This window comes from Kitasatospora sp. NPDC094019, assembly GCF_044764505.1.
Taxonomy (GTDB): Bacteria; Actinomycetota; Actinomycetes; order Streptomycetales; family Streptomycetaceae; genus Kitasatospora.
Genome location: NZ_JBIWIF010000014.1, coordinates 141,806 through 165,717 on the forward strand (window position 1 = coordinate 141,806; position 23,912 = coordinate 165,717).

The 23,912-nt window shown below is 75.4% G+C and carries 18 protein-coding genes; 7 read left to right on the forward strand and 11 right to left on the reverse strand.

Annotation, left to right across the window (positions count from 1 at the left end):
• Nucleotides 1-68 precede the first annotated feature (68 nt).
• The 4 genes from ACIQ9P_RS28060 to ACIQ9P_RS28075 are packed head-to-tail and all read left to right on the forward strand — an operon-like array spanning nt 69 to nt 6,395.
• Nucleotides 69-1,649 (forward strand): class I adenylate-forming enzyme family protein, encoded by a 1,581-nt coding sequence (locus ACIQ9P_RS28060; protein ID WP_402361854.1) that lies wholly within the window; start codon nt 69-71, stop codon nt 1,647-1,649.
• Nucleotides 1,646-2,881 carry an FAD-dependent monooxygenase gene (locus ACIQ9P_RS28065; RefSeq protein WP_402361857.1) on the forward strand — a complete coding sequence of 412 codons (1,236 nt, stop codon included), beginning with the start codon at nt 1,646-1,648 and terminating at the stop codon, nt 2,879-2,881. Before ACIQ9P_RS28060 ends, ACIQ9P_RS28065 begins: the two co-directional genes overlap by 4 nt.
• Nucleotides 2,878-4,983, forward strand: a complete 2,106-nt coding sequence (locus ACIQ9P_RS28070) for an FAD/NAD(P)-binding protein (RefSeq protein WP_402362066.1) — start codon at nt 2,878-2,880, stop codon at nt 4,981-4,983. The genes ACIQ9P_RS28065 and ACIQ9P_RS28070 overlap by 4 nt, the downstream gene beginning before the upstream one ends.
• Nucleotides 4,980-6,395 carry an adenylosuccinate lyase family protein gene (locus ACIQ9P_RS28075; RefSeq protein WP_402361860.1) on the forward strand — a complete coding sequence of 472 codons (1,416 nt, stop codon included), beginning with the start codon at nt 4,980-4,982 and terminating at the stop codon, nt 6,393-6,395. The genes ACIQ9P_RS28070 and ACIQ9P_RS28075 overlap by 4 nt, the downstream gene beginning before the upstream one ends.
• Before the next feature lie 88 nt (nt 6,396-6,483).
• On the opposite strand, the gene ACIQ9P_RS28080 is transcribed toward ACIQ9P_RS28075, so the two are convergent.
• From ACIQ9P_RS28080 to ACIQ9P_RS28115, 8 genes are all read right to left on the reverse strand, one after another.
• A complete protein-coding gene (locus tag ACIQ9P_RS28080) occupies nt 6,484-7,905 on the reverse strand; it encodes an aldehyde dehydrogenase family protein (protein ID WP_402361863.1) in 1,422 nt (473 codons plus the stop codon).
• Nucleotides 7,905-9,014, reverse strand: coding sequence for a phenazine antibiotic biosynthesis protein (locus ACIQ9P_RS28085; RefSeq protein ID WP_402361866.1), 1,110 nt, complete (start codon nt 9,012-9,014; stop codon nt 7,905-7,907). The genes ACIQ9P_RS28080 and ACIQ9P_RS28085 overlap by 1 nt, the downstream gene beginning before the upstream one ends.
• Before the next feature lie 17 nt (nt 9,015-9,031).
• Nucleotides 9,032-9,463, reverse strand: a complete 432-nt coding sequence (locus ACIQ9P_RS28090) for a YybH family protein (RefSeq protein WP_402361869.1) — start codon at nt 9,461-9,463, stop codon at nt 9,032-9,034.
• Nucleotides 9,464-9,470: 7 nt separating this feature from the next.
• A complete protein-coding gene (locus tag ACIQ9P_RS28095) occupies nt 9,471-10,274 on the reverse strand; it encodes an arylamine N-acetyltransferase (RefSeq protein ID WP_402361872.1) in 804 nt (267 codons plus the stop codon).
• A gap of 201 nt (nt 10,275-10,475) precedes the next feature.
• Complete coding sequence (locus ACIQ9P_RS28100) at nt 10,476-12,509, reverse strand: anthranilate synthase family protein (RefSeq protein WP_402361875.1); 2,034 nt, start codon at nt 12,507-12,509, stop codon at nt 10,476-10,478.
• Entirely contained in the window at nt 12,502-13,275 is a 774-nt protein-coding gene (locus tag ACIQ9P_RS28105) for a 2,3-dihydro-2,3-dihydroxybenzoate dehydrogenase (RefSeq protein ID WP_402361878.1), read from the reverse strand. The genes ACIQ9P_RS28100 and ACIQ9P_RS28105 overlap by 8 nt, the downstream gene beginning before the upstream one ends.
• A 188-nt stretch (nt 13,276-13,463) precedes the next feature.
• Complete coding sequence (locus ACIQ9P_RS28110; protein WP_402361881.1) at nt 13,464-14,639, reverse strand: 3-deoxy-7-phosphoheptulonate synthase; 1,176 nt, start codon at nt 14,637-14,639, stop codon at nt 13,464-13,466.
• 30 nt (nt 14,640-14,669) lie between these two features.
• Nucleotides 14,670-15,287: a flavodoxin family protein gene (locus tag ACIQ9P_RS28115; protein WP_402361884.1), complete on the reverse strand. Its 618-nt coding sequence runs from the start codon at nt 15,285-15,287 to the stop codon at nt 14,670-14,672.
• 303 nt (nt 15,288-15,590) lie between these two features.
• Between ACIQ9P_RS28115 and ACIQ9P_RS28120 the strand changes: the two genes are divergently transcribed.
• Together ACIQ9P_RS28120 and ACIQ9P_RS28125 are read left to right on the forward strand one after the other, a co-directional pair.
• Nucleotides 15,591-16,754, forward strand: coding sequence for a transaldolase family protein (locus ACIQ9P_RS28120; protein ID WP_402361887.1), 1,164 nt, complete (start codon nt 15,591-15,593; stop codon nt 16,752-16,754).
• A gap of 372 nt (nt 16,755-17,126) precedes the next feature.
• On the forward strand, nt 17,127-19,190 hold the full coding sequence (locus ACIQ9P_RS28125) for a helix-turn-helix domain-containing protein (RefSeq protein WP_402361890.1): 2,064 nt from the start codon (nt 17,127-17,129) through the stop codon (nt 19,188-19,190).
• A 7-nt stretch (nt 19,191-19,197) separates the two neighbouring features.
• Here the strand turns inward: ACIQ9P_RS28125 and ACIQ9P_RS28130 are convergent, their stop codons facing one another.
• From ACIQ9P_RS28130 to ACIQ9P_RS28140, 3 genes are all read right to left on the reverse strand, one after another.
• A complete protein-coding gene (locus ACIQ9P_RS28130; protein ID WP_402361893.1) occupies nt 19,198-20,400 on the reverse strand; it encodes an IS701 family transposase in 1,203 nt (400 codons plus the stop codon).
• A 197-nt stretch (nt 20,401-20,597) separates the two neighbouring features.
• Nucleotides 20,598-21,446 (reverse strand): NAD(P)H-binding protein, encoded by an 849-nt coding sequence (locus ACIQ9P_RS28135; RefSeq protein ID WP_402361896.1) that lies wholly within the window; start codon nt 21,444-21,446, stop codon nt 20,598-20,600.
• A 55-nt stretch (nt 21,447-21,501) separates the two neighbouring features.
• Nucleotides 21,502-22,692, reverse strand: coding sequence for an acyltransferase family protein (locus ACIQ9P_RS28140; RefSeq protein WP_402361899.1), 1,191 nt, complete (start codon nt 22,690-22,692; stop codon nt 21,502-21,504).
• Nucleotides 22,693-22,922: 230 nt separating this feature from the next.
• Between ACIQ9P_RS28140 and ACIQ9P_RS28145 the strand changes: the two genes are divergently transcribed.
• A complete protein-coding gene (locus tag ACIQ9P_RS28145) occupies nt 22,923-23,903 on the forward strand; it encodes an NADPH:quinone reductase (protein ID WP_402361902.1) in 981 nt (326 codons plus the stop codon).
• Nucleotides 23,904-23,912 lie beyond the last annotated feature (9 nt).

Below are 23,912 nucleotides of genomic sequence, written 5' to 3' on the forward strand. Positions count from 1 at the left end.
CCGGCGGCACACCCCGGGACGAGACCCCTGAAAGCACAGCGACCCGAATCCCACGAGAGGGCGGAACGGTGCTCCTTCAGCGCATTGCCAACCGGGGAATCCGACTGGGCACGCTCTTCGAGCGGGCCGCCGTCCGGAACGGCGCGAACGTGGTGATCCTCGACCACGACCTCGACATCGCCCCCGAGCTGGGCCGGCGGTCCACCGTCGCCGAGCTCGCCGACCTGGTCGACGACCACGCCTCCCGGCTGTGGGCCGCCGGGGTCCGGCCGGGCCGCCGGGTGGTGGTCCACAAGTCCAACAGCTTCGACATCACCCTGCTCGCCTGCGCCGCCGCCCGGATCGGCGCCGTCCCGGTGCTGCTCTCGCCCCAGCTGGACGGCGCGACCGTCGCCGAGCTGGTCCGCCGCACCGACGAGCCGTTCCTGGTCACCGACGCGGTCAAGCTCGCCAAGGAACTGCCGGCCGAGGTCTTCGACCTGGCCACCACCGTGCTGCTGGCCTCCGGCAGCCACCCGGGCGCGGTCGAGCTGGCCGCCCTGGCCGGATCGCCCCGGGTCACGCCGGTCACCGCGCCGCCGGACCGTCCGACGCTGATCACCCACACCTCCGGCACCACCGGCACGCCCAAGCTGGCCGTGCACACCGGCCACACCCTGGAGGCCCGCTACCGGCCGCAGGCGCTCGTCCTGCGGCCGGTCGTCCCGGGCCGGGAGACCATCGCCATCCACGTCTCCTTCGTCCACTCCCGGCTGATCACCGCACTGGCGATCTCGCTGTTCCGCGGCTTCCCGATCCTGGTGCTGGCGCACTCGGAACCCGGGCACGTGGCCGAGCTGTTCGCCCGGCTGCGCCCCGGGATCCTGGAGGCCCACCCCAACTCCTTCATGGAGTGGGAGGAACTCGCCGAGGACCCGCGCCGCCCGCTGGCCAACGTCAAGCTGTTCTCCTCGACCTTCGACGCGATCCACCCCCGCACGGTGCGGACCATGCTCGCCGCCTCCACCCGGACCGCGCCGGTCTTCGGGCAGCTGTACGGGCAGAGCGAGGTCGGGCCCGCGGTGGTGCGCTCGTTCTCCCGGCGGCGCGGCGCGGACGCGGACGGCCGCTGCGTGGGCATGCCGTTCCCCGGCTTCACCGACGTCCGGGTGGTGAGCCGCGACGGCCGGCCCCCGTCGGCGGAGAACCCCGGGTACATCGAGGTCCGCAGTGACGGGCGGATCGTCACCTACCTCGGCGAGCAGGCCCGGTACGACCGGCAGGTCGAGGACGGCTGGTGGCGGATGGGCGACGTCGGCTACCGCACCCGCTGGGGCTGTGTGCACCTGCTGGACCGCGAGGTCGACCTGATCGAGGGCTTCGGCTCCACCCTGGCCGCCGAGGACGCGTTGTTCGCCCGCCTCCCCCGGCTCACCGAGGTGGTGATCGTCCCCGGCCCGGACGGCCGGGCGGTACCGGTGATCTGCACCAAGGACGACCGGCCGGTCGAACCGGACGAGTGGCGGGCCGCCACGGCGGGCCTGCCGCCGATGGCCGCTCCGGTGCAGTGGCGGCTCGGCGAGCTCCCGGCCACCGCCACCACCAAGATCAAGCGGCTGGAGCTGGCCCGCCGGCTGGCGGCCGCCGGGGACGACGGGCCGGTCCGGTGAGCGGGCGCCACGACGCCCCGGCCACCGTCCTGGTCGCCGGCGGCGGGATCGGCGGGCTGGCGGCCGCGCTGGCGCTGGCCCGGGCCGGCCACCGGGCGGTGGTCCTGGAGCGGGCCCCGGAGTTCGCCGAGATCGGCGCGGGCATCCAGATCGCGCCCAACGGCATCCTCGCGCTGGAGCACCTGGGCCTCGGCGGCGCCGTCCGGGCGGCCGGGGTGCACATGGCCGAGCTGCGCTTCATGGACGGCGTGACCGGCGAGCACGTCACCAGCCTGACCCTTACCGAGCGGTACCGGCGGCGGTTCGGCAACCCGTACGTGGTGGTGCACCGGGCCGAGCTGCACGGGCTGCTGCTGCGCGCCTGCCGGGCCGAGCCCCGGATCGAACTGCGTGCCGCGACGGCCGTCACCGGCTACCGCCAGGACGCCGACGGCGCGACCGCGCTGCTGGCGGACGGCGGCTCGGTCCGCGGCGACGTGCTGGTCGGGGCGGACGGCATCCATTCGGCGGTGCGCGCCCAGCTGGTCGGTGACGGCGAGCCGCGGATCTCCGGGATCACCGTCTACCGGGCGGTGATCCCGATGGAGCTGGTCCCCGAGGAGCTGCGGCTGCCCACCTCGGTGACCTGGTGGACCGGCCCGCACTGCCACTTCGTCCACTACCCGATCGCCGGCGGGGCGTTCCTCAACCTGGCGGCCTCCCGGGACAACGGCGCCACCGAGGCGCTGGCCGGGGTGGCGGTGGACGAGGAACTGGTCGGGGAGCAGCTGGCCGGCCTGACCGCGCCGGACGCCCGGCGGCTGCTGGCGCTCGGCGAGGGCTGGCGGTCCTGGGTCCTGGTGGACCGGGACCCGGTGCGGCGGTGGACGGACGGCCGGGTGGCACTGCTCGGCGACGCGGCGCATCCGATGCTGCACTACGCGGCGCAGGGCGCCTGTCAGGCGCTGGAGGATGCCGTGCTGCTGGGCGAGTTGATGGTCGAGACCACTGAACTCCCGGAAACCCTGGCCCGGTTCGCCTCCGAACGACAGGCGCGGACGGCCGCGGTACAACGGGCCGCCCGGGAGTCGATCCGGCTCTGGCACCCGGCGGGCGAGGCCGCGCGGAACAGGAATCGCCTGCTCGGAGCGCTTTCCGAGGGTGAACTGCACGAGCGGGTGGCCTGGATGCACGGAGTCAAGACCTTTTCATCATCCGACGATCACAACTACGATTTCGAGCCGTGGGCATGATCGACAGTCATCTTCAGATCTGCGTCATCGGCGCGGGCCCCCGTGGCCTCTCGGTGCTGGAACGACTCTGCGCGAACGAACGGTCCAGGCCCTCCGGGGCCACCGTCACCGTGCACGTGGTGGACCCGGCACCCCCCGGCGCGGGCCGGGTCTGGCGCACGGACCAGTCCCGACACCTCCTGATGAACACGGTGGCCTCGCAGATCACCGTGTACACCGACGACAGCGTCCGGATCGACGGGCCCGTCGAACCCGGTCCCAGCCTGTACGAATGGGCGAAGTCGCTTGCCCCCGAGGGCAGCCCCGACCGGGAACCGGGCCGGGTCCCGGGCGCCGGCCACCCCGGCCCGGGTGCCCCCGGCCGGGAACCCGACGGCCCCGACCCGCAGGCCCTGGCCGAGGCCGCCGCCCTGGGGCCGAACACCTATCCGACCCGCGCCTTCTACGGCCACTACCTGCACGCCGCCTTCCGGGCCGTGGTCGCCGCCGCCCCGCCCACCGTGAGCGTCCGGGTGCACCGCTCCCGGGCCGTCGCCATGGCCGACGCGCACGGCTTCCCCGGCGGCCCGCAGGGCGTCCGGCTGGAGGACGGCACCCGGCTGAACCGGCTGGACGCCATCGTGCTCGCCCAGGGCCACCTCCCCGCCCGGCCCACCCCGCGCGAGGCCCGCACCGCCAGCCTGGCCAGGATCCACCACCTCGACTACGTCACCCCCGCCAACCCCGCCGACGTCCACGTCACCGCGCGGCCCGGCCAGACCGTCCTGCTGCGCGGCCTCGGCCTCAACTTCTTCGACCACATGGCGCTGTTCACCCTCGGCCGGGGCGGCCGGTTCGAGCCGGCGGACGGTGACGGCGGCCTGGTGTACCGGCCCTCCGGCGCCGAGCCCCGGTTGTACGCCACCTCCCGGCGCGGCATCCCGTACCACGCCCGCGGGGAGAACGAGAAGGGCGCGTACGGCCGCCACCTGCCCCGGCTGCTCACCGCCGAAGTGGTCGCCGACCTGCGGGAACGCACCCGCCGGGGCGGCCCGGTCCGCTTCGCCGCCGACCTCTGGCCGCTGGTCTCCCGCGAGGTGGAGGCCGTCTACTACGGCACGCTGCTCGCCGCCCGGGGGCACGGCGCCGAGCGCGAGGCGTTCACCGACCGCTTCCTGACCGCCGCCGACCCGGCCGCCGTCCTCGACCGGCACGGCGTTCCCGAGGCCGAACGGTGGAGCTGGGACCGGCTCTCCCGGCCCTACGCCGGGCGCGAATTCAGCGACCGCGCGGACTTCCGCGGCTGGCTGCTCGACCATCTGCGCCAGGACGTCGCCGAGGCCAGGGCCGGGAACCTCAGCGGCCCGCTCAAGGCCGCCCTGGACGTGCTGCGCGACCTGCGCAACGAGATCCGGATGGCCGTCGACCACAGCGGCATCGCGGGCGACTCCTACCGGGACGACCTCGACGGCTGGTACACCCCGCTGAACGCCTTCCTCTCCATCGGACCGCCGGTGGAGCGGATCGAGCAGCTGATCGCGCTGATCGAGGCCGGGGTGGTGGAACTCCTCGGCCCCGGCACCGAGATCCGGATCGACCCCGTCGACCCGGCCTTCGCCGCGCACTCGACCGCCGTACCGGGCCCGCCGGTCCGGGCCTCCGTCCTGGTCGAGGCCCGGCTGCCGGAACCCGACCTGCGGCGCACCGACGACCCGCTGCTGCGGCACCTGCTGGACACCGAGCAGTGCGCCGCCTACCGGATCCCCGGCCCCGCCGGGACGGGCTACCCCACCGGTGGCCTCGCCGTCACCGAACGGCCCTACCGGCTGCTGGACGGCCGCGGCCGGGCACACCCGCGCCGCTTCGCGTACGGGGTCCCGACCGAGTCCGTGCACTGGGTCACCGCGGCGGGCATCCGGCCCGGCGTCGACTCGGTCACCCTCGGCGACTCCGACGCCATCGCCCGGGCGGTGCTCGCGCTCTCCCCGGCCCCCGAGTGGCCGGCCGCCGCCCCGGACCCGGCCGTGACCGGAGCCACCGGGCCGGCCGCGACCGCCCGCTCCGTAGAGTCCGACGGGTCAGCAGGGTCAGCCGAGTCCGAACCGAGAGGCGTCGTCGTATGACCGCACACCCCCGTCCGCCGGCCCCGGCGGAGCCCGACACCGGACTGCTCTCCCCGGTCCGGGCCGGCACCCCGGTCGAGGCCGCCGTCACCGACCGCGCCTGGCTCCAGGCCATGCTGGACGCCGAGGCGGCCCTCGCCCGGGCCCAGGCCGGCCTGGGCACGGTCCCGCCCGCCGCGGCCGCCGCGATCACCCGGGCCGCCCGGGCCGAGCTGTTCGACGCCCGGGAGCTGGCCCTCGCCTGCCGGGAGACCGCCAACCCGGTGGTCGGGCTGGTCCAGGCGCTGACCCTGGCCGTGGCCGCCGAGGACCCGGCCGCCGCCGAGTACGTGCACCGTGGCTCGACCAGCCAGGACATCCTGGACACCGGCGCCATGCTGGTCGCCGCCCGGGCGCTGGAGCTGATCCGCGCCGACCTCGGCCGCACCGCCCGCGCGCTCGCCGGACTGGCCGCCGAGCACCGGGACACCGTGCTGGCCGGACGCACCCTCGCCCTGCACGCGGTGCCCACCACCTTCGGCCTCAAGGCGGCCGGCTGGCACCGGCTGGTGCTGGACGCCGACCGCCGGCTCGCCGCCGTCCTCGCGGACGGGCTGCCGGTCGCGCTCGGCGGCGCCGCCGGAACCCTGGCCGGTTACCTGGAGTACGCCCGGCTGGACGGCCCGGACCCGGAGGTGGACGCCGGCGCCTACCTGGACCGGCTGCTGGACGCCTTCGCGGCCGAGACCGGACTCGCCCGGCCGGCGCTGCCCTGGCACGCGCTGCGCACCCCGATGGCCGACCTGGCCGCCGCGCTGTCCTTCACCGCCGGCGCGCTCGGCAAGATCGCGGTGGACGTGCAGTCGCTGACCCGCACCGAGGTCGGCGAGGTGGTCGAACCGGCGGTGGCCGGACGCGGCGCCTCCTCCGCGATGCCGCACAAGCGCAACCCGGTGCTGGCCACCCTGCTGCGCAGCGCCGCCCTCCAGGTCCCGGTGCTCGCCGCCGGACTGACCCAGTGCCTGGTCACCGAGGACGAGCGCTCGGGCGGCGCCTGGCACGCCGAGTGGCTGCTGCTGCGCGAGTGCCTGCGGCTGGTCGGCGGCGCCGCGCACACCTCGGTGGAGCTGGCCGAGGGCCTGGTGGTCCGGCCGGAGCGGATGCGGGCCAATCTGGGACTCACCGGCGGCCAGCTGGTCTCGGAGCGGATCGCCGCCCGGCTGGCGCCGAAGCTCGGCAAGGCGGCGGCCCGGCGGCTGCTCACCGAGGCTTCGCTGACCGCCGACCGGGAGGGCCGTCCGCTGGCCGAGGTGCTGGCCGAACAGGACGGACTGGAGGGGCACTTCAGCTCCGACGAGATCGCGGAGCTGTGCGACCCGGCCGGGTACACCGGCATGGCCGGCGCCCTGGTGGACCGGGCGCTGCGCGACTGAGCCGGCAGCGGTCCGGCACCGGGCCGCCACCGGACGAACGGCGCGGGGACCCCGCGGGCGACCGGCCCGCGAGGTCCCCGTCCGCGGTTCAGCCCCGGATGACGGTCTTGGTCCGCATCAGGAACTCCCCCAGGTAGCCGTCGTGCGGCACCCCGGGCCGGATCCAGTACGTCGGGTGGTCGCCCCGGTAGACGTTGCTGATGCTCGGCTCCCGGAGCAGCCGGTCGAACAGCGCGTCGTCCCCGGTGAGCGCGGTCAGCACCAGCGAGTTCCGCAGCGGCGCCACCCCCGCCTCCGGTGTCCACGGCGCCACCCAGACGCAGGGGAAGGCGAGTTCGACGCCGGTCTGCTCGGCGTCCGGCCGGTCCAGCTGGTGCACGGCCGGGCGCAGCACCGCGCTGCCGTCGCCGAGTTCGGCCACCACGCCGTCCCCGCCGAGCCAGGCCCTGGTGCCGGCCGCCCGGCGCAGCAGGTAGGACTCGATCGCACGGGCCTCGGCCACCGGCTGGACCGAGAGCACCGCCTTCTCGTCCTCCGGCGGCAGGCTCGGGATCCCGGCCAGGCGCTCGGCGATCGCCTGGGCCAGCGGCGCCGGGTCGCCCTCGACCAGGACGGCGGTGGCGTTGATGCAGGCCACGCCGCCCTGGTGGGCGATCGAGTCGACGATCGTGTCCAGGTGCTCGCGCCAGTCGGTGTCCCGGGTGACCAGGATCTTGGACCGGCCGGGGCCCTGCGGCAGCACGGTGCTGCCCGCGTACTTGCGGACCACCTCGTCGCCGCCGTAGACCATGCCGAGGTCGGCGCCGGCCAGGATCTCGTCCGCGGCCTCGTGGTCGGTGGGCAGCAGCATCACCTGGTCGGCGGCGAAGCCGGCCAGCCGCAGCGCGGTGACCAGCCGGTGCGGGGTGAGCGGCTCGCGGCGGGAGGGCCGGACGGCGACCCGGTAGCCGAGCGCCAGCGCCTCCAGCCACAGGCCGTGCGGGCCGGGGTGGTTGCCGGCCGCGTGGACGGCGAAGACCTCGCCGCGCCTGGTCCAGACGGCGCTGCCGTCGAGGGTCGCGCCGTCCCGCCAGTCGCTCACCGCGCCGGCCGGCCGGGCCCGGTAGGCGGACCAGCCGGCCTTCTCGGCCGAGTCGGCGATGGCCCGGGTGGCGTCCCGGACGACCGTGATCGGCACTCCGGAGACCCGGGCGACGGCGCGCTCGTAGGACGGGAAGTCCAGGCCGTCGATGGTCTCCGAGGTGAAGATCCGGCCGGCCCGGGCCAGCGCGGCGAAGCGCTCCTCGGCCGGCAGCGACTCGGCGGCGTGCAGGGCGCGCATCGCCCGGGTGACGAACAGCTTGGGGACGAGGCTGAGTTCGGCGAACGGCGCGCCGGTCACCTCGGTCACCTCGGTGCGGCGCCGGGCCCGGAACGGCTCGCCGGGGCCGAGCGCGTCCAGCTGCAGCAGGGCGGACGGCCCGGACCGCGCGGGCGGCTCCGGCGGGGCGGGCGTGGTGGGCTCGGTCATCAGTACACCCCCTCGATCACGGTCTCGTTGTCGAACTCCTGGACCGGGGCGATGTCCGCGACCGCGTCGCCGAGGTGCCCGGGCAGCGCGGCGATCCGGGTGCCGTGGTCGCGCTCCAGGTTGTTGGGCATGAGCAGGCTCTTGGACACGTGGTGCATGACCACCTGCCCGCGCTCGCCGTACTCGACCGTCCGCCCGGTCTCCGGGTCGATCACGCCGAAACTCATGTACGGCGAGTACGGGTCGTAGACACAGGGGTCGTCGTCGGTCAGCCCGTGCCGTTCGCTGGCGTTGCCGAGGATCATGGTCGAGCCGTAGCCGCTGTAGAGCACGGCGTCCGGGAACACCTCGGTGCGGTAGAGGTGCCGGGTGTCCGGGTCCATCTGGGTGCCGACCCAGTTGATCGCCCGGATCTTCTCGCCCACCAGCTTGGCCAGGCCCTCGCGGCGGGCGATCCGCTCCAGCACCGGCGGGGTGCACATCAGCACGCCGATGTCCTGCGTCTCCAGCAGGAACGCGACCTGGTCGACGATGTGTTCGGCGTACGCGCCGGCCTCGGCGGCCTTGCCGTCGGAGATCAGGCGCTTCACCCAGCGCGGGTCCAGGTCGACGGTGAAGGCCAGTCCGCCGCGGTAGGCGGTCTGGGCCTTGATCACGTCGCCGACCATGTGCGGGCCGGTCGGGGCGACCACGAGCCAGTTGACGCCCTGCGGCACGCCGTGGCCGTCGAGCTGGGCGCTGGACCAGCCGAGCAGCCGGTCCAGCCAGTCGCGCAGCAGCACGATCCGCTTGGGCGCGCCGGTGGTGCCGCCGCTCTCGTAGACGCCGACCACCTCGGGGCGGTCGCCGTAGCCGCGCGGGACCAGGTCCTCGACCCGGGCGGTGCGCAGCTCGCCGGCGAGGTTGGGGAACTTGGCGAGGTCGGCGTGGGTGCGGACCTCGGTGAGCGGGTCGAAGCCGAGGCCCGCGGCCCGGGCCAGCCAGAACGGCGAGCCGGTCTCCGGCGAGAAGTGCCAGCGCATCGCGGCGCGCAGGTACTCGTCGGGGTCCGGCACGGCGTCGAACGGCAGGTCCAGCAGCGGGTCGGCGGGGTTGGCTGCAGCAGGCACAGCGGTCCTTCCTCGGGTCAGCGGGCGGTGCCGGGCGGGTTGTCGATCGCGTAGCGCCAGCGGCCGTCCGCGCCGCGCCGGGCGACGTCGGTGGCCGTGCCCTCGTCGCGGAGCGGGCCGTCCGGGCCCTCGCCCTCGATCAGGTAGTCCCCGATCAGCAGCGCGAGGTCGCCGGCCACGTAGCAGTGCCGGACCTCGATCCGGATCGGCAGGCCGAGGGCGAGGAAGCGGCCGGTGGCGGCGCGCCGCTCGTCGCCGGTGACCACCTTGCCGGGCGCGTCGACGAAGACGGCGCCGGGCTCGAACAGCCGCTCCACGGCCTGCGCGTCGCCCGCGTTGAAGGCCCGGGCGAAGACCAGTGGCAGCCGGGCGGGGTCGGTGGGCGGCGCCGCGGGGTCGGCGTCGGGTCCGGCGGGGCCGGCGTCCTGGTTGGTTCCGGTGGTGGTCATGGCGGTGTCATCCCGTCTGGACGGCGGCGGTGACCCCGCCGGACGGCTGGTCGGGCAGCCGGTCCAGGCTGAACCCGAAGTAGGTCTTGTACGCCTCCAGGACGGCGGCGTCGGTGCCGAACTCCTGGGTGCCGCGCTCGCCGCCGGCCACCGTGGAGAGCTGGTTGCCCTTGAGGGTGATCCGGCCGTCCTCGGTCCGCAGCGAGCAGAACACGTCCTGCAGGAAGGGCGATTCGGGCGCGGTGCGGTACCACCAGAGGGTCGGGCGGAAGTCCTCGATCCGCACCGGGCGGTCCTCCAGCCGGTACAGCGGCTTGCCGTTGAGGAACACGTCGAAGCCGCCGCCCTCGACGTCGGCCAGCCGGTACTCGCCGTCCGGGTCCTGCTGGACCTCGCGCGAGTCCAGCCGCAGCGGGTGCCGGCTGTTGCGGCCGAAGCCGGTGTCGACCAGCCACTGCTCGCCGTCGACGGTGACCCGCAGGGCGAGGTGGCACAGGGCCGCGCCGAGGGTGCCGCCGGGGCGGTGGACCCGGCCGGGGAGGATCTCCACCTGGTATCCGAGGGCGGTGAGCAGGAACGAGAGGGCCGGGTTGACCTCGTAGCAGCCGCCGCCCCGGCGCTGGCGGACAATCTTGTCGAGGACCTGCTCGTCCATGTGGATGGGCTCGTCGAGGTGGTAGCCGAGGTTCTCGAACGGCACGGACAGCACCTGCCGTTCCTGGAGGTGGGTGAGTGCGGCGAGGTCGGCCCGCTCGGGCCGCTCGGCGCCGATCCGGGCGAGGTACGCGTCCACCATGGCGTCGTCCAGCACGGTGTTCTCCTCTTGTCGGTGGTCCGGTGTCCGGTCCTCCGGTGCTCCGGAGACCGGGTGTTCCGGGTGTTCCGGGTGTTCCGGGTGGTCCGGGGTCCGGGGCCGGCTGTTCCGGCGTCCGGTCCCCGGTGGTTCGGTCGGGGTTTTCCGGCTCCGGTAATGCTTTTCCAGATGGAACGGTTATGGGCCGTGTACAACCTGTCAGGGGAATTCGGGAGCCCCGGGCGCCATTCGAACGGAGTCCGGCAATCCGAGCGCGTGAGCGATCAGATCACCGGTGATCCGTACGCCGCCGAGGGTGAGCACCGACTCGGCGTGGAACTGCACCGAGGCGAAGCCGGGTCCGCGCAGCGCGTGCACCTCGCCGGTCGTGGCGTCCCCGGCGACCCGGACCGCGCCGCCGGGGGCCGCGAACTCCCCCGGCCCGCCCGGGCAGGCGTCCCACACCGCGGCGAAGGTGTTGTAGAAGCCGACCCGCTCGGCGGCGCCGAACAGGTCGACCGCGCGCTGCACCCCCTGGTTGGGCACCGCGCGGCGGACCAGCGGCAGGCCCAGCTCGGCGGAGAGCACCTGGTGGCTCAGGCAGACCGCCAGGAACGGCCGCCGCGCGGCCAGCAACTCCCGTGCGGCCGCGCGGAGATGGGCGATCTTCGGGTGGGCGGTGTCGCGCGGGTCGCCCGGGCCGGGCCCGAGCACCACCAGGTCGGCCCGGTCGCGCGTGTACGGCTCGTCGAACCGGCGCACCTCGACCTCCAGGCCGAGCGCCCGCAGCTGGTGGCCGATCATCGCGGTGAAGGTGTCCTCGGCGTCCACCACCAGCACCCGCAGTCCGGCCAGCTCCGGACGCGGACGGGCCCGCCCGGACACCTCGGCGAGCCAGAAGCCGGACAGGTCCCGGTTGCGCCCGGCCAGGGCCGCCCGCACCTCCGGGTGGGCGGCGAACCCGCCCCGGCGGACGGCCCCCGGGGCGGACGGCCCGGGCGACCCGGCGCCGCTCGCGGCCAGCAGCCCGGCCGCCTTGGCCCCGGTCTCGGCCACCTCGGAACGCGGGTCCGAGTGCCGCACCAGGGTCGCCCCCACCCCGATCCCCAGCCGGCCGGTGGCCGGGTCGATGTCGGCGGTGCGGATCAGGATGCCGGAGTCGAGCGAACGCCCGCCGGCCGCGTCCCGGCCGATCAGCGCGGCCACCCCGCTGTAGTAACCCCGGCCCCCCGGCTCGTACTTGGCGATCACCCGGGCGGCGGACTCCAGCGGGCTGCCGGTGACCGTGGGCGCGAACAGCGTCTCCCGCAGCACCTCGCGCGGGTCCCGGTCGGTCCGCCCCTCGATGAAGTACTCGGTGTGCGCGAGCCGGGCCATCTCCTTGAGGTACGGGCCGACCACCCGGCCCCCGCCCGGGCAGATCCGGGCCATCATCTTGAGCTCCTCGTCCAGCACCATGCAGAGCTCGTCGGTCTCCTTGCGGTCCGCCAGGAACTCCAGCAGGCCGTCGAGCTCCGGGCCGTGCTCCGGGTAGCGGTAGGTGCCGCTGATCGGGTTCATCACCGCCAGCCCGCCGTGCACGCTGATGTGCCGCTCCGGGGTGGCGCCGACCAGGGTCCGGTCCCCGGTGTGCACCAGGAAGGTCCAGTGGGCGCCGGTCTCCCGCTGGAGCAGCCGGCGGAACAGGGTGAGCGCGGCGCCGGTGGTGTCCCCGGCGACGGCGGCGACGAAGGAGCGCCTGAGCACGAAGTTGGCGCCGGTGCCCTCCCCGATCTCCTCCGCGAGTACCCGGCGCACGGTCTGCGCGTACTCCTCGTCGCCGATGTCGAAGGCGCCGCCGGACAGGTCGACCGGGCCGTCCGGGAGGCGGTCGAGCAGCTCGGCGAGCGGCAGCTCCACCTGCTCGGTGACGGACAGCGCGAGCAGCGGGGTGCCGTCGTCCGGCGCCTCGAAGCCGCGCTCGGCGATCTGCCGGTAGGGGACCAGGGCGAGCAGCTCGTGCCGCTCGCCGCCGGGCCGCCCGGACGGCGGGTCGGACGGCACGGAGCCGAACGGCGCGGGGCCGGACGGCACGGGGCCGGACGCCGGGACGTCCGCCAGCGGGAGGTCCGCCAGGGTGGCCGGGGCCGACACCACGCCGAGCAGCAGCTCGACCACCCCCGGGCCGGTGGCCTCGGGCCGGTGCAGCAGCGCGAACGCGGGCGGCCGGGCGGCCAGCACGCGGTCCAGCGGGGAGGGGGTCGCGTCACGCACCGAGCCCGGCACCCCCGTCCACCGTGAGGTCGTGCAGGGTGATGTGGCCCGCCTCGTCGGACAGCAGGAAGGCGACGGCGTGCGCGACGTCCTCCGGCCGGGCCAGCTTGCCGAGCGGGATGCCGACCTTGAACGCGGACGGCACCCCGGCGATGGTGGCGGCCCGGCCGTCGTCGCCGTCGGCCCACATCCCGCTGAGCATCGGGGTGTCGGTGGAGCCGGGCGCGACCACGTTGCAGCGGATCCCGTAGCGGGCCACCTCCAGGCCGAGGCTCTTGGTGAAGTGGGTGGCCGCCGCCTTGGAGGCCGCGTAGGCGGCCATCTCGGCGCGCGGGGTGAGGCCCGCGTTGGAGGCGACCGTGACGATCGCGCCCCGCCGGCGCGGGATCATCCGGTGGACCACCGCCCGGGAGACCCGGAACACGCCCTCCGCGTTGATCGCGAAGGTGGTCCGCCAGTCCTCGTCGGTGAGGTCGCGGACCTCGCCGAGCCGCAGCACCCCGGCGTTGTTGACCAGGTGGTCGATCGGGCCGAGCTCCCGCTCGGCGGTGTCGACGGCCGCCTCGACCGAGGCGCTGTCGGTGACGTCGGCGGGGACGGCCGCCACCGTGAGGCCCTCGGCCGCCAGCTTGCCGGTGAGCTCGGCGAGGCGGTCGGCGTCCCGGTCCACGGCCGCGACCAGCGCGCCGCGGCCGGCCAGCAGCCGGACCACAGCGGCGCCTATGCCGCCCGCCGCGCCGGTGACCAGTGCCACCTTGTTTCTCATGTGCGGACCTCCCTGGGGGACGCGGACCGGCAGGTCGGGCCGCGGGTGGGTTGGGGGTGGTGCACGGGTCGGAGCCGGATGGTGCGAGCGGTACAGGCAGTGCGGGCGGTGCGGGCGGTGCGGGCGGTGCGGGCGGCACCGGCGGTACGGGCACCGCGGGGACCGCGGGCGGGCCCCGCGACCGGCGCTCAGACGCGCCAGGCGGACACCACCGCGACCGCCTGACCCGGGTTGAGCCGCGGATCGCACAGGCTCGTGTACTTGTCGCCGACCCGGGCCAGCCCGGCCGCGTCGTCGGCGCACTCGGTCACGTCGTCGGGGGTGGTCTCCAGGTGCAGGCCCCCCGCGACACCGCCCTCCGCCCGGACCGCCCGCTGGAACGCCTCGACCTCCCGGACCAGCTCGGACACCAGCCGGGTCTTCAGCCCGTCCGGCCCGGCGACGGTGTTGCCGTGCATCGGGTCACTGAGCCAGACCACCGGGTGGCCGGCCCCGTGCACCGCTCTGACCAGGCCCGGGAGGACCTCGGCGACGCGGTCGGCGCCGAGCCGGGCGATCAGGGTGAGCCGGCCGGGCTCCCGGCCGGGGTCGAGCAGGGCGCACAGCCGCAGCAGTTCCGCCGGGGTGGTGGTCGGACCGACCTTGCAGCCGACCGGGTTGACCACCGAGGCCAGCAGGGCGACGTGCGCGCCGTCCGGGTCCCGGGTCCGCTCGCCGATCCACGGGAAGTGCGTGGAGGCGAGCAGCGGCCGGCCCCGGGTGTCCCGGCGGAGCAGCGGCAGCTCGTAGTCCAGCAGCAGCGCCTCGTGGCTGGTCCACACCGGCGGGCAGGCGACGGACGGGTCGCCGGGCGCGAGCCGGGACAGGTGGCCCAGCACCCGGCGGGACGCCTCGTAACCCGCCGCCAGCCGACGCGGATCGGGGGTGCGGCGGACCGGATCGGGCTCCGGGCCGTTCACCAGGTGACCCCGGTAGACCGGGAGTTCGACGCCGTCGCAGAGTTCGGTGGGGCTGGAGCGGGGCTTGGCGAACTGGCCGGCGATCCGGCCGATCCGGAGCACCGGGCGGTGGGTGGTGAGCTTGAGCCGGCCGGCCAGCAGGTCGAGCAGCGCGGCCTTGCGGCCGATGTCGCCGGCGGTGCACTCCTGCGGGTCCTCGGCGCAGTCGCCGGCCTGGAGGACGTGCGCCTCCCCGCGCGCGACCCGGCCGAGCAGGGTCCGCAACCGGTGTACGTCGGCGGCCGCCACCAGAGCCGGACGGTCGGCCAACTCCTTCTTGGCGGCGGCGAGTTCGAATGGATCGGGCCAGTCCGGCTGCTGCCCGGCGGGGCGGTCGGCGAGCTGTCCCAGGAGCAGGTGGTCCACTGACGTCTCCCTCCCGGACCGGCGCGGCGGCTACTGGTCGGCGAGGCCGCGGACCAGCCCGGCCACCCGGACCACCCGGCGGGCCTGGAACTCCACGGCGGCGAGGTTCTCCTCGTGCACCTGGCCCGGCACGTTCCGGGACACCGCGCTGGCCCCGTACGGGTTGCCGTTCTGCGGGCGGAACAGCACCGGGTCGGTGGAGCCGGTGGCCAGGATCAGCGAGCCCCAGTGGCAGAAGGCGTTGTGCAGCGCGAGGATCGCCGTCTCGTGGCCGCCGTGCGGCGCCGAGCCGGAGGTGAACGCGGACACCGCCTTGTCGGCCAGCCCACCGGGGATCGACAGCGGCGCCGTCGCGTCGACGAACCGCAGCACCGGCGCGGCCGGGAGGCCGAACCGGACCGGGGTGCCGATCAGGATGCCGTCCGCCCAGGCCAGGTCGTCGAGCGAGGCCACCGGGACGTCCGCGGTGCGGTCCCGCAACTCCCGCGCGGCCTCCTCGGTGCCCGGCACATAGGTGTCGTCCGGCAGGTCGGCGATGCGCCGCAGCCGGACCTCGGCGCCCGCCTTCCCGGCGGCGTCGGCCGCTGCCTCGGCCAGCCTGGCGACATTTCCGGTGGAGGACCAATAGATGACGGCAATGGTGGTCACGGCGGCGAACTCCTCGGTGACGTGGGCGCGTTCCACTGATCGTTGACCGTGGTCGGCCGACCGGCCAACGGAGTTCCCGGCACTTCGTCAGGTGGGGCCGCACTCCATCAAATACTCGGCGGCCACTTCTCCGGGCGCCCGCAATGACCATGCCCGGCATTGACCCCCGCCCGGCCCGGCATTGACCCGGGGCCGACCTGACATTGACCGGGTCCGTCACTTTTCCGGGCACGAATTGCTGCCTATCCTCGGCCACGGCACCGTTTTCGGTCCGTCACAGAGCCGAGGAGCAGTGATCCCGCAGTGAAGAAACCGCCGGCCGCCGAACCCCGAACCGGAGACCTGCGGCCGCTGATCGCCGAGGGCGTCTCGCCCTGGCTGGACGGGATCAACCGCGGCCTGGTCACCTCGGGCCTGCTCGGCCGGCTGATCGACCGCACCGGTCTGCGCGGCGCCACCACCAACCCCGCCCTGCTGACCGGCCCGCTGCGCCACGACCCCTCCTACGCGGACCAGTTGACCCGGCTGGCCGAGCACCACGTCTCCCCGGAGGGCTCGGTCTGGGCCGTCACCGTGCACGACCTGCGGCTGGTCTGCGAGGAGTTCCTGGGCGTCCACCGCGCCACCCACGGCCACGACGGCCTGGTCTCGGCCGACCTCGACCCCCGGCTCGCGCACGACGCCGCCGCCACCGTCGCCGAGGCCGTCGAACTGGCCCGCGCGGTGGACCGGCCCAACCTGCTGGTCAAGATCCCCGCCACCGCCGCCGGCCTCACCGCGCTCCGCGACTGCGTCGGCCGCGGGCTCGGCGTCCACGCCACCGGCCTGTACTCGGTGCGGCGCTACGGGCAGGTGGTGGACGCCTACTTCGACGGCCTGGAGCAGGCGCTGGCGGCCGGCCTCCCCCTGGCCGCGATCGCCTCGGTGGCCTCGCTCCCGGTCGGCCGGGTGGACCGGGAGATCGACCGGCGGCTGGCCGCGACCGCCGGCCCGGACGCAGCCGCGCTGCGCGGCCTCACCGCCCAGGCGGCGGCCCGGCTGATGTACCGGGCGTACGAGGAGCGGCTCGGCGACGGCCGCTGGCGCACCCTGCGCGCCTCCGGGGCCCGCCCGCAGCGGCTGCTGTGGACCGACTCGGCGCTGGGCGGTCCCGCCGCCCAGGCCCGGTACGTGGCCGGGCTGGTCTCCTGGGGCACCGCGCACGCGATGACCCGGCCGGTGCTGGACGAGGCGGTCCGCAAGCTCCGGCTGGAGGGCGACACCCTGCTCGGCCAGTACGAGGCGGCCCGGGTGGTGCTGGACCGGCTGGGACGGCTCGGCGTCGACTACGGCGCGGTCGCCCGGCGGCTGGAGGAGCAGAGCGTCCCGCTGCTGGTCGACCACTGGCTGCGCCTGCACGCCGCCGTCGAGGGACGCCCGTCCGCCCGCCCCGGCGATCAGGAACCGGCCCGACTTCCGCTCGGTTGAATCATCCTGATGATCCGTCACTCGGGCATCACCAACCCCGCCCGGACGGCCCGGACCTGTTCTTGACGGGAACAACCGCCCCCGCATACCTTCCGGATTGCAGGCCGTCACGCACTCCTCCCGCTCACGGGGTCCGGACGCGTCTTGTGGACCAGCCCGGACGGGGCCGCGGCGTCGGGGTGCGTGCACCGCAAGGCGGAGGTAGCGGCACCTCCCGGCCACCGGGCTGGGGGCGGAGCCGCTGCGATGGGGGCACCTCCCGGCCGGAGGGCCGGGGCGCGCGTGCCCTGGGGGTACCTCCCGGCCGACGGTCGGGGGAGCGTCGCGGACCCGGGCCGATCCACACGACACGCCCCAGGGGGAGGGAAGGTCATGACGCGACGGTCTGCCGACTCAATCGCGTTCAACGTCCTGGAACTGCTGGCCAGCGAGGCTCCGGCCGCCCAGCTCGCGGAGCTGGTCGAGCAGGCCCGGCGGAGCTGCGAGACCGCGCGGGAGCGGGAGGCGATCGGCCGGATCGAGCAGCTCGGCCTGTCCATCCGCTCCCGGTCCCAGCAGCGGCGGCGCCGCGAGGCCGGGCTGGCCGCGCTCGCCGACACCGCCCGCGACCTGGCCCTGCCCTACGAACTGGACAGCCTGCTGCGGGTGATCACCCGCCGGGCCCGGCTGCTGCTGGGCACCGACGTCTCCTGCCTCACCACCGCCGAACCGGCCGGCGGCGACAGCGCGCCCGGACCGGTCCGGATCCGCACCACCGACGGCCCGAGCGGCTCGCTGCGGATCGGCCTGGCCGTCCCCGACGGCTTCGGCCTGGGCGGCGGCGTCCCGGCCGCCCCGGGACCCTTCTGGACCCCGGACTTCCTGGCGGACGAGCGGATCCGGCGCAGCCCGGTGGTCGACGGGGCGATCCGTGCCGAGGGACTGCGCGCCGTGATGGCCGTCCCGCTCGGCCACCGCGCCCGCCCGTTCGGCACCCTCTACGTCGCCGAGCGCGCGGTGCGCTACTTCACCACCGACGAGATCTCGCTGATGGCCGCGCTCGGCGACCTCGCCGGGGTGGCGATCGAGAAGGCCCGGCTGCTGGAGCGCGCCGCCCGGACCTCCCCCGCCGCGGCGCCGGCCCGGACCGGCGGACCGGCCCCGGTCGGCACGGCCGGCGCGGCCGACTCCCCCACCGACCTCGCCGAGGCGCACCGCGCCCTGGTCGACCTGGCGCTCTCCGGCCGCGACCCGCACGCCCTGGTCCGCGACGCCGGCCGCCGGCTCGGCCTCGGCCTGCGGGTGTACGCCAGCGACGGAACCGTCCTGGCCTCGACCGGCGAACTGCCCGAACTCGACGGCCCGACCGTCCTCGCCACCGTCGTCGACACCCACGCGGCCGGCCGCCCGGTCCGGCTGGCCGGACCGCTGTGGGCGGCCCCGGTCCGGGCCGGCTCCACCGACCTGGGCACCCTGCTCGCCCGGCCGACCGGCCGCGGGGCGGACCTCGCCGCGGAGTTCTGCCAGAGCGTCGCCCAGGCGGTCGCGGTCGCCCTGCTGCTGGAGGGCCAGCGCTCGGCCGCCCCGGTCCGCCACGTCGGCGACGAACTGCTCGACGAACTGCTGAGCAGTCCGCAGCGCCCGCCGCGCCAGCTCGACGTCCGGGCCCGCCGGCTCGGCATCGACCTGTCCGCCGCGCACGTCCTGGTGGTCGCCCGCCCCGAGGGCGAGGCCCAGGGCAGGACCGCGACCTGGGCCGGGCTCTACGCCCACCGGATGAGCGGCCTCAAACGGGTCCACAACGGCCGGGCGGTGCTGCTGCTGCCCGGCAGCGACCCCGGCCGGGCCGCCCGCGCCGTCGCCGAGGAACTCACCCCGCTGCTCGGCCTCCCGGTGACGGTCGGCGCGGCCGGGCCGGTCAGCGACCCGACCTCGGTCTTCCACGGCTACCAGGAGGCGCTGCGCTGCCTGGACGCGATGACCTCGCTGGGCGCGGTCGGCCGTGCCGCCTCGGCCCGCGAACTCGGCTTCGTCGGCGTCCTGCTGGCCGACAACCACGACGTCGAGGGGTTCATCGAGTCGGCGGTCGGCCCGGTGCTCGACTACGACCGGCAGCGGCTGACCGAGCTGACCCGCACCCTCCAGGCGTGGTTCGACACCGGCAACAGCCCGACCCACGCCGCCCAGCGGCTGCACGTCCACCCCAACACGGTGGCCCGTCGGCTGGAACGGATCGGCGAACTGCTCGGCCCCGACTGGCTGAAGCCCGAACGCTCCTTCGAGATCCAGCTCGCGCTCAGGCTCAGCCGGGTGCGCCGCACCCTGCTCGACCGGGGCACCCGCACCGGCCCCGGCCGCCCCGAGGAGCAGTCGGGCGGTCCGGGCGACCGGACCGACCCGACCGGCGGCCCGACCGACCGGCCGGACCGGACCGACCGGGCCGGCCCCGCCTGCTGAACCCACCTCAGTACAGCCGGTCGTCACCGCGGGCCAGCACCGCGACCGCGTGCGCCGCCGAGGCCAGGGTGATGTGCCGGTGCCAGCCGCCGAACGAGCGGCCCGCGAAGTCCCGCACCCCGACCCGGTCGGCGGTCCTGGTGAAGTCCCGGTCCACCCGGTCGGACAGCCGGGCCAGCCGCACCAGCGCGGCCACCGGCAGGTCCACCAGATCGGTGAGCCACAGCTCGGCCGGCCAGCGGCCGCCGGCCGCGCCCATCCCGAGCAGCAGCAACTCCCCGCCACCGCGCCGGCCCCGGCCCTGGCGGGCGCCCCCGGGCCCGGCCGGACGCACCCGGACCGCCGCGACCAGCCCGCCGCGCAGCTCACCGGAGGGATCCGACCAGACCACCGGCCGGCGCAGTTCCCTGGCCGCGGTGAGCAGTTGGCAGGCGGGCCCCGGTCCGGCCGGGTGACCGGGCAGCGGCGCGACCGGCCGCAGCGGGAACGAGCCGCTGATCCGGGCCAGCATCGGCAACCGCTCGCCCCGCATCCGGCGCACCAGCCGCAGCCCGTCGGCGTCCCTGGCGTCCGCGACCACCGGGCGCACCGGCAGCCCCCAGCGGGCCGGCAGCCCGAGCACCGCCTCCAGGGCGCAGTCGCCGAGGCTCTCCGCGTCCACCTCGTCGGGGATCAGCGCCTGGCTGCGCCGCGGCGCGTCCTCCAGCCAGGTCCGCGGCAGGTGCAGCCGCCAGTTGACCGGGCCGCTGAAGCTCTCCGAGGCGGCCCAGACACCCACCGCCTGCTGGGCGTTGAGCACCTGGCCGAGGGCCGGGATGAAGCGGCGGTCCACCCCCACCGAGTGGTCGCCGGCCTTGGGGACGACCATCGGCCGCAGGACGTACGCCTGCGGCGGGGCGATCCGGGCGAGGTGCTGGGCCAGCGCCTGGCGGACCGGGCTCCAGTCCCAGGTGGAGCTGGTGATGAAGTGGTGCAGGCTCTGCTCGGCGGCCGGGCCGCCGACCACCGTGGCGATGTTGCGGATCGACTTGCGTCCGCGCGCGCCCAGCAGTCCGCGCAGGTACTGGGCGCCCTTGCGCCGCTGGTCGCTGCGCGGCAGCGAGGCGAACAGCACGCCGCACAGCTCCTTGAGCAGCACCTCGTGCGAGGCGTCGAGCAACTGCGCTTCCTCCGGCGGAGCCTGGGGGTCCGTCGGCAGGGTTCGGGTCATGGCCGGGCCGCTCATCGGTCCCCCTCGAATGGCGGATGACTGCGCCGTGCTCACGCTAGGCCGCGCGCCCCGCTCCGCTAAGGTGCGCGGCCCACCCGTCCGGCGCGGACGGTGGTGGCCCGGCCACCGGAGTCCCGCCCGCCGGTGCGGCGGGTCCGGATTCCGGTGTGCCGGGCCGATGCCGGGCCGGTGCCGGGTCAGGCGGTGAAGTCGGCCGCGTGGTCGCGGGCCCACTCGGCGAAGGTCCGGGCGGGGCGGCCGGTCAGCCGCTCCACCGTGTCGGACACCTCGGTCGGGACGCCGTCGGAGTTGGCCCAGTAGCCGACCACCGCGTCCATCACCCAGATCGGGACGATCGGGGCGAGCGCCTCGCGCGCCTCGGCGTCGGTCAGCTCCTCGAACTCCAGCGGCCGTCCGAGCGCCTCGGCCAGGTCGGCGAGCTGCTCGCGCTGGGTGATCGACCGGGGGCCGCTGATGAAGTACGCCCGGTTCTCGTGGCCCTCGCCGGTGAGCACCGCCACCGCGACCGCGGCGATGTCCTTCTCGTGGATCGCGTCGCTGTGCGACTCGGGGTACGGGAAGCGGATCCGCCCCTCGGCCCGGATCGACTCCGGCCAGCCCCACATCAGGATGTTGGTGGCGAAGTTGTGCGGCCGCAGGAAGGTGTACGCGATCCCGGACGCGAGGACGGCGTCCTCGACCGCGCGGTGCATCTCCACGATCGGCTTCTGCACCGGGAAGGCGTCCACCACGGTCTGCGAGGAGAGCACGACGACGTGCCGCACGCCCGCCTCCCGCGCCGCGGCGAGGAAGCCGGCGGTGCCCTGCGGCACCGCGTAGAGGAACACCTTGTCGACGCCGGCCAGCGCCGGGCCGTAGGTGTCCGGGTCGGTGAGGTCGAGCGCCGCGGTGTCGGCCGGGGCGGGCGGTGCCAGCTTCTCCGGGGTCCGGGCACCGGCCCGGACGTCGGCGCCGGCCGCCAGCAGCTGCGCCAGCACCTCGGCGCCGACCTGGCCGGTCGCCCCGGTGACGAGGATCTTGCCCATGGGTACGGCTCGCTTTCGGGAAGTGGGGACTCGGGGGTGGGACTCGGGGTGGGACTCAGGAGGTGGTGGCGGGGGCGGCCGGCCTGCGCCGCGGCGAGGAGAACCGCTTCGTGATCGGCGCCTCGACCAGCCGGTACAGGACCCAGGAGAGCAGCACCGTGACCCCGATCGCGAGCAGCAGCAGGCCGATGCCCTCGGGTGTCGAGTACATCCGGGTGCCGAGCAGGTCGCGCATCTCGGTCAGCACGATGAAGTGCAGCAGGTAGAAGGCGAAGGAGATCTCGCCGAGCCAGGTCATCGCCCGGTTGCGGAACGGCGTGAACCGGCCGTCCCGGTCGGCGATCGCGGCGGAGGCGACCAGCAGCGCGATCGGCACCACGGTGGTGACCCGCTGGGCGTACAGGTAGGGCACCCAGCGGGTGGCGGCGTAGCCCGCCACGAGGAGCACGCCGGACCACACCATGCCGATGTCGCGCCAGCGGCCGGAGCGCACCGCGAGGGCGACCAGGATGCCGAGCGCGAAGTCCAGCAGCCGCACCGGCGGGAGCACGTAGGAGAACCAGTACTGCACCACCGAGGACTCGTAGCCGCCGGGGACGCCCGGGGTGTCGGGCAGCACCAGGTAGGCCAGCGCCGGGGTGGCGACGATGGCGGCGACCGTGCCGCCGATCCAGTGGAGCAGCCGCTCCGGGCGGATCGTCCGCAGGAAGCGGTGCAGCAGCGGGAAGGAGAGGTAGAAGACCAGCTCGGCGCCGAGCGACCAGCTCGGCGGGTCGACGCTGAAGTAGGTGTTGAAGTCGGGTATCCAGACCTGGAGCATCAGCAGGTTCAGGACGGCCGTCCGGACCGGGGTGTAGGAACCCGCGAAGAAGATCATGGCCAGCGCCCAGGCGACCACGTAGTTCGGGACGATCTTGACCATCCGGCGGCGCCAGAACCCGGTGGCGGTGTCACCCGGGCGGGCCGACCAGGTCAGCACGAAGCCGCTGAGCACGAAGAAGAAGGCCACACCCAGGCCGCCGGCCTGGTCGGCGAGGTCGACGAAACGGAACTCGACCTTGTCGTCGGCGAAGAGCCGCAGGGTCGGGATGGGCAGGGCGGCGTGGTAGGCGAAGACCGCAAGGGCGGCGGGGAAGCGCAGGCCGGTCAGGGACGGCAGACGACTGGCGGAGGGCTGCGTCGTCCGCGCTCCGCTCCCGCCGGCGGGTCTCGGTCCCGGCTGGGCGAGGAGTCGGTCGGTGGCCATGGTTCCGTCCTTGGGTGTCGAGCGGTGGGTCGGACCAGTAGCAGGCCGTCCCGACCCGGAGGCCAAGTAAACTACTCCGTGCAGATGAGAGATTGCACCGATCGGTGTAGCATCTATGTCAGGTCGGGAGACACCCCGTCCCCGCCCGTCTTTCCGCCCGAGACCAGGGAGTTGACGAACGATGCCGCGATCCGCCGCCGCCCGTCCGCGCCTCCCGCAGGATCGGCCCCATGCGTGCAGCGTTCATCCCGAGGCTCGGACCGGCGTCGGACATCCGCTACGGCGAGGTGCCCGAGCCGGCCCCCGGGCCCACCGATGTCCTGGTCGACGTGGCCGCCGTATCGGTCAACCCGGTCGACACCTTCGTCCGCTCGGGGCTCTTCCGGACCCCCTTGCCCTTCCCGTTCGTGATCGGCCGGGACCTCGTGGGCACCGTGGCCCTGGCCGGCCCCGGCGCCCCCGGCTTCGCCCCCGGTGACCGCGTCTGGAGCAACAGCCTCGGCCACGACGGCCGGCAGGGCGCGGCCGCCGAACGGGCCGCCGTCCCGGCCGACCGGCTCTACCACCTGCCCCCGGGCGTCGACCCGGCGACGGCCGTCGCCGTGGTCCACCCCGCCGCCACCGCGTACCTCGCCCTGTTCACCCACGGCGGGCTGCGCACCGGCGAGACCGTGCTGGTGGCGGGCGGCGGCGGCAACGTCGGCGGCGCCCTGATCGTGCTGGCCGCCGAGGCCGGCGCCCGGGTCGTCGCCACCGCGCGGCCCGCCGACGCGGAGCACTGCCGGGCCCTCGGCGCCACCGAGGTCCTCGACTACCGCGCCCCCGACCTGCCCGACCGGGCCCGCGCCGCCTGCCCCGGCGGCGTCGACCTCCACCTCGACACCTCCGGCACCAACGACCTCACCACCGCCGTCGACCTGCTCGCCCCGCGCGGCCGGATCGTGCTGCTCGCCGGCGCCCGCTCCCGCCCCGAACTGCCCGCCGGGCAGCTGTACATGAAGGACGGCTCGATCCGCGGATTCGTCATCTCGCACGCCTCCGGCGCCGAGCTCGCGGGCGCGGCGGTCACCGTCAACCGGCTGCTCGCGGCCGGCCGGCTGCGGCCCCGGGCCCTGGAACTCCGGCCGCTGAGCGCCGCCGCCGAGACTCACCAGCGGCTGGAGAAGGGCGAGTTGAACGGCCGCCGGGTGGTCCTGACGACCGGCCGGTAGCCCCGGAAA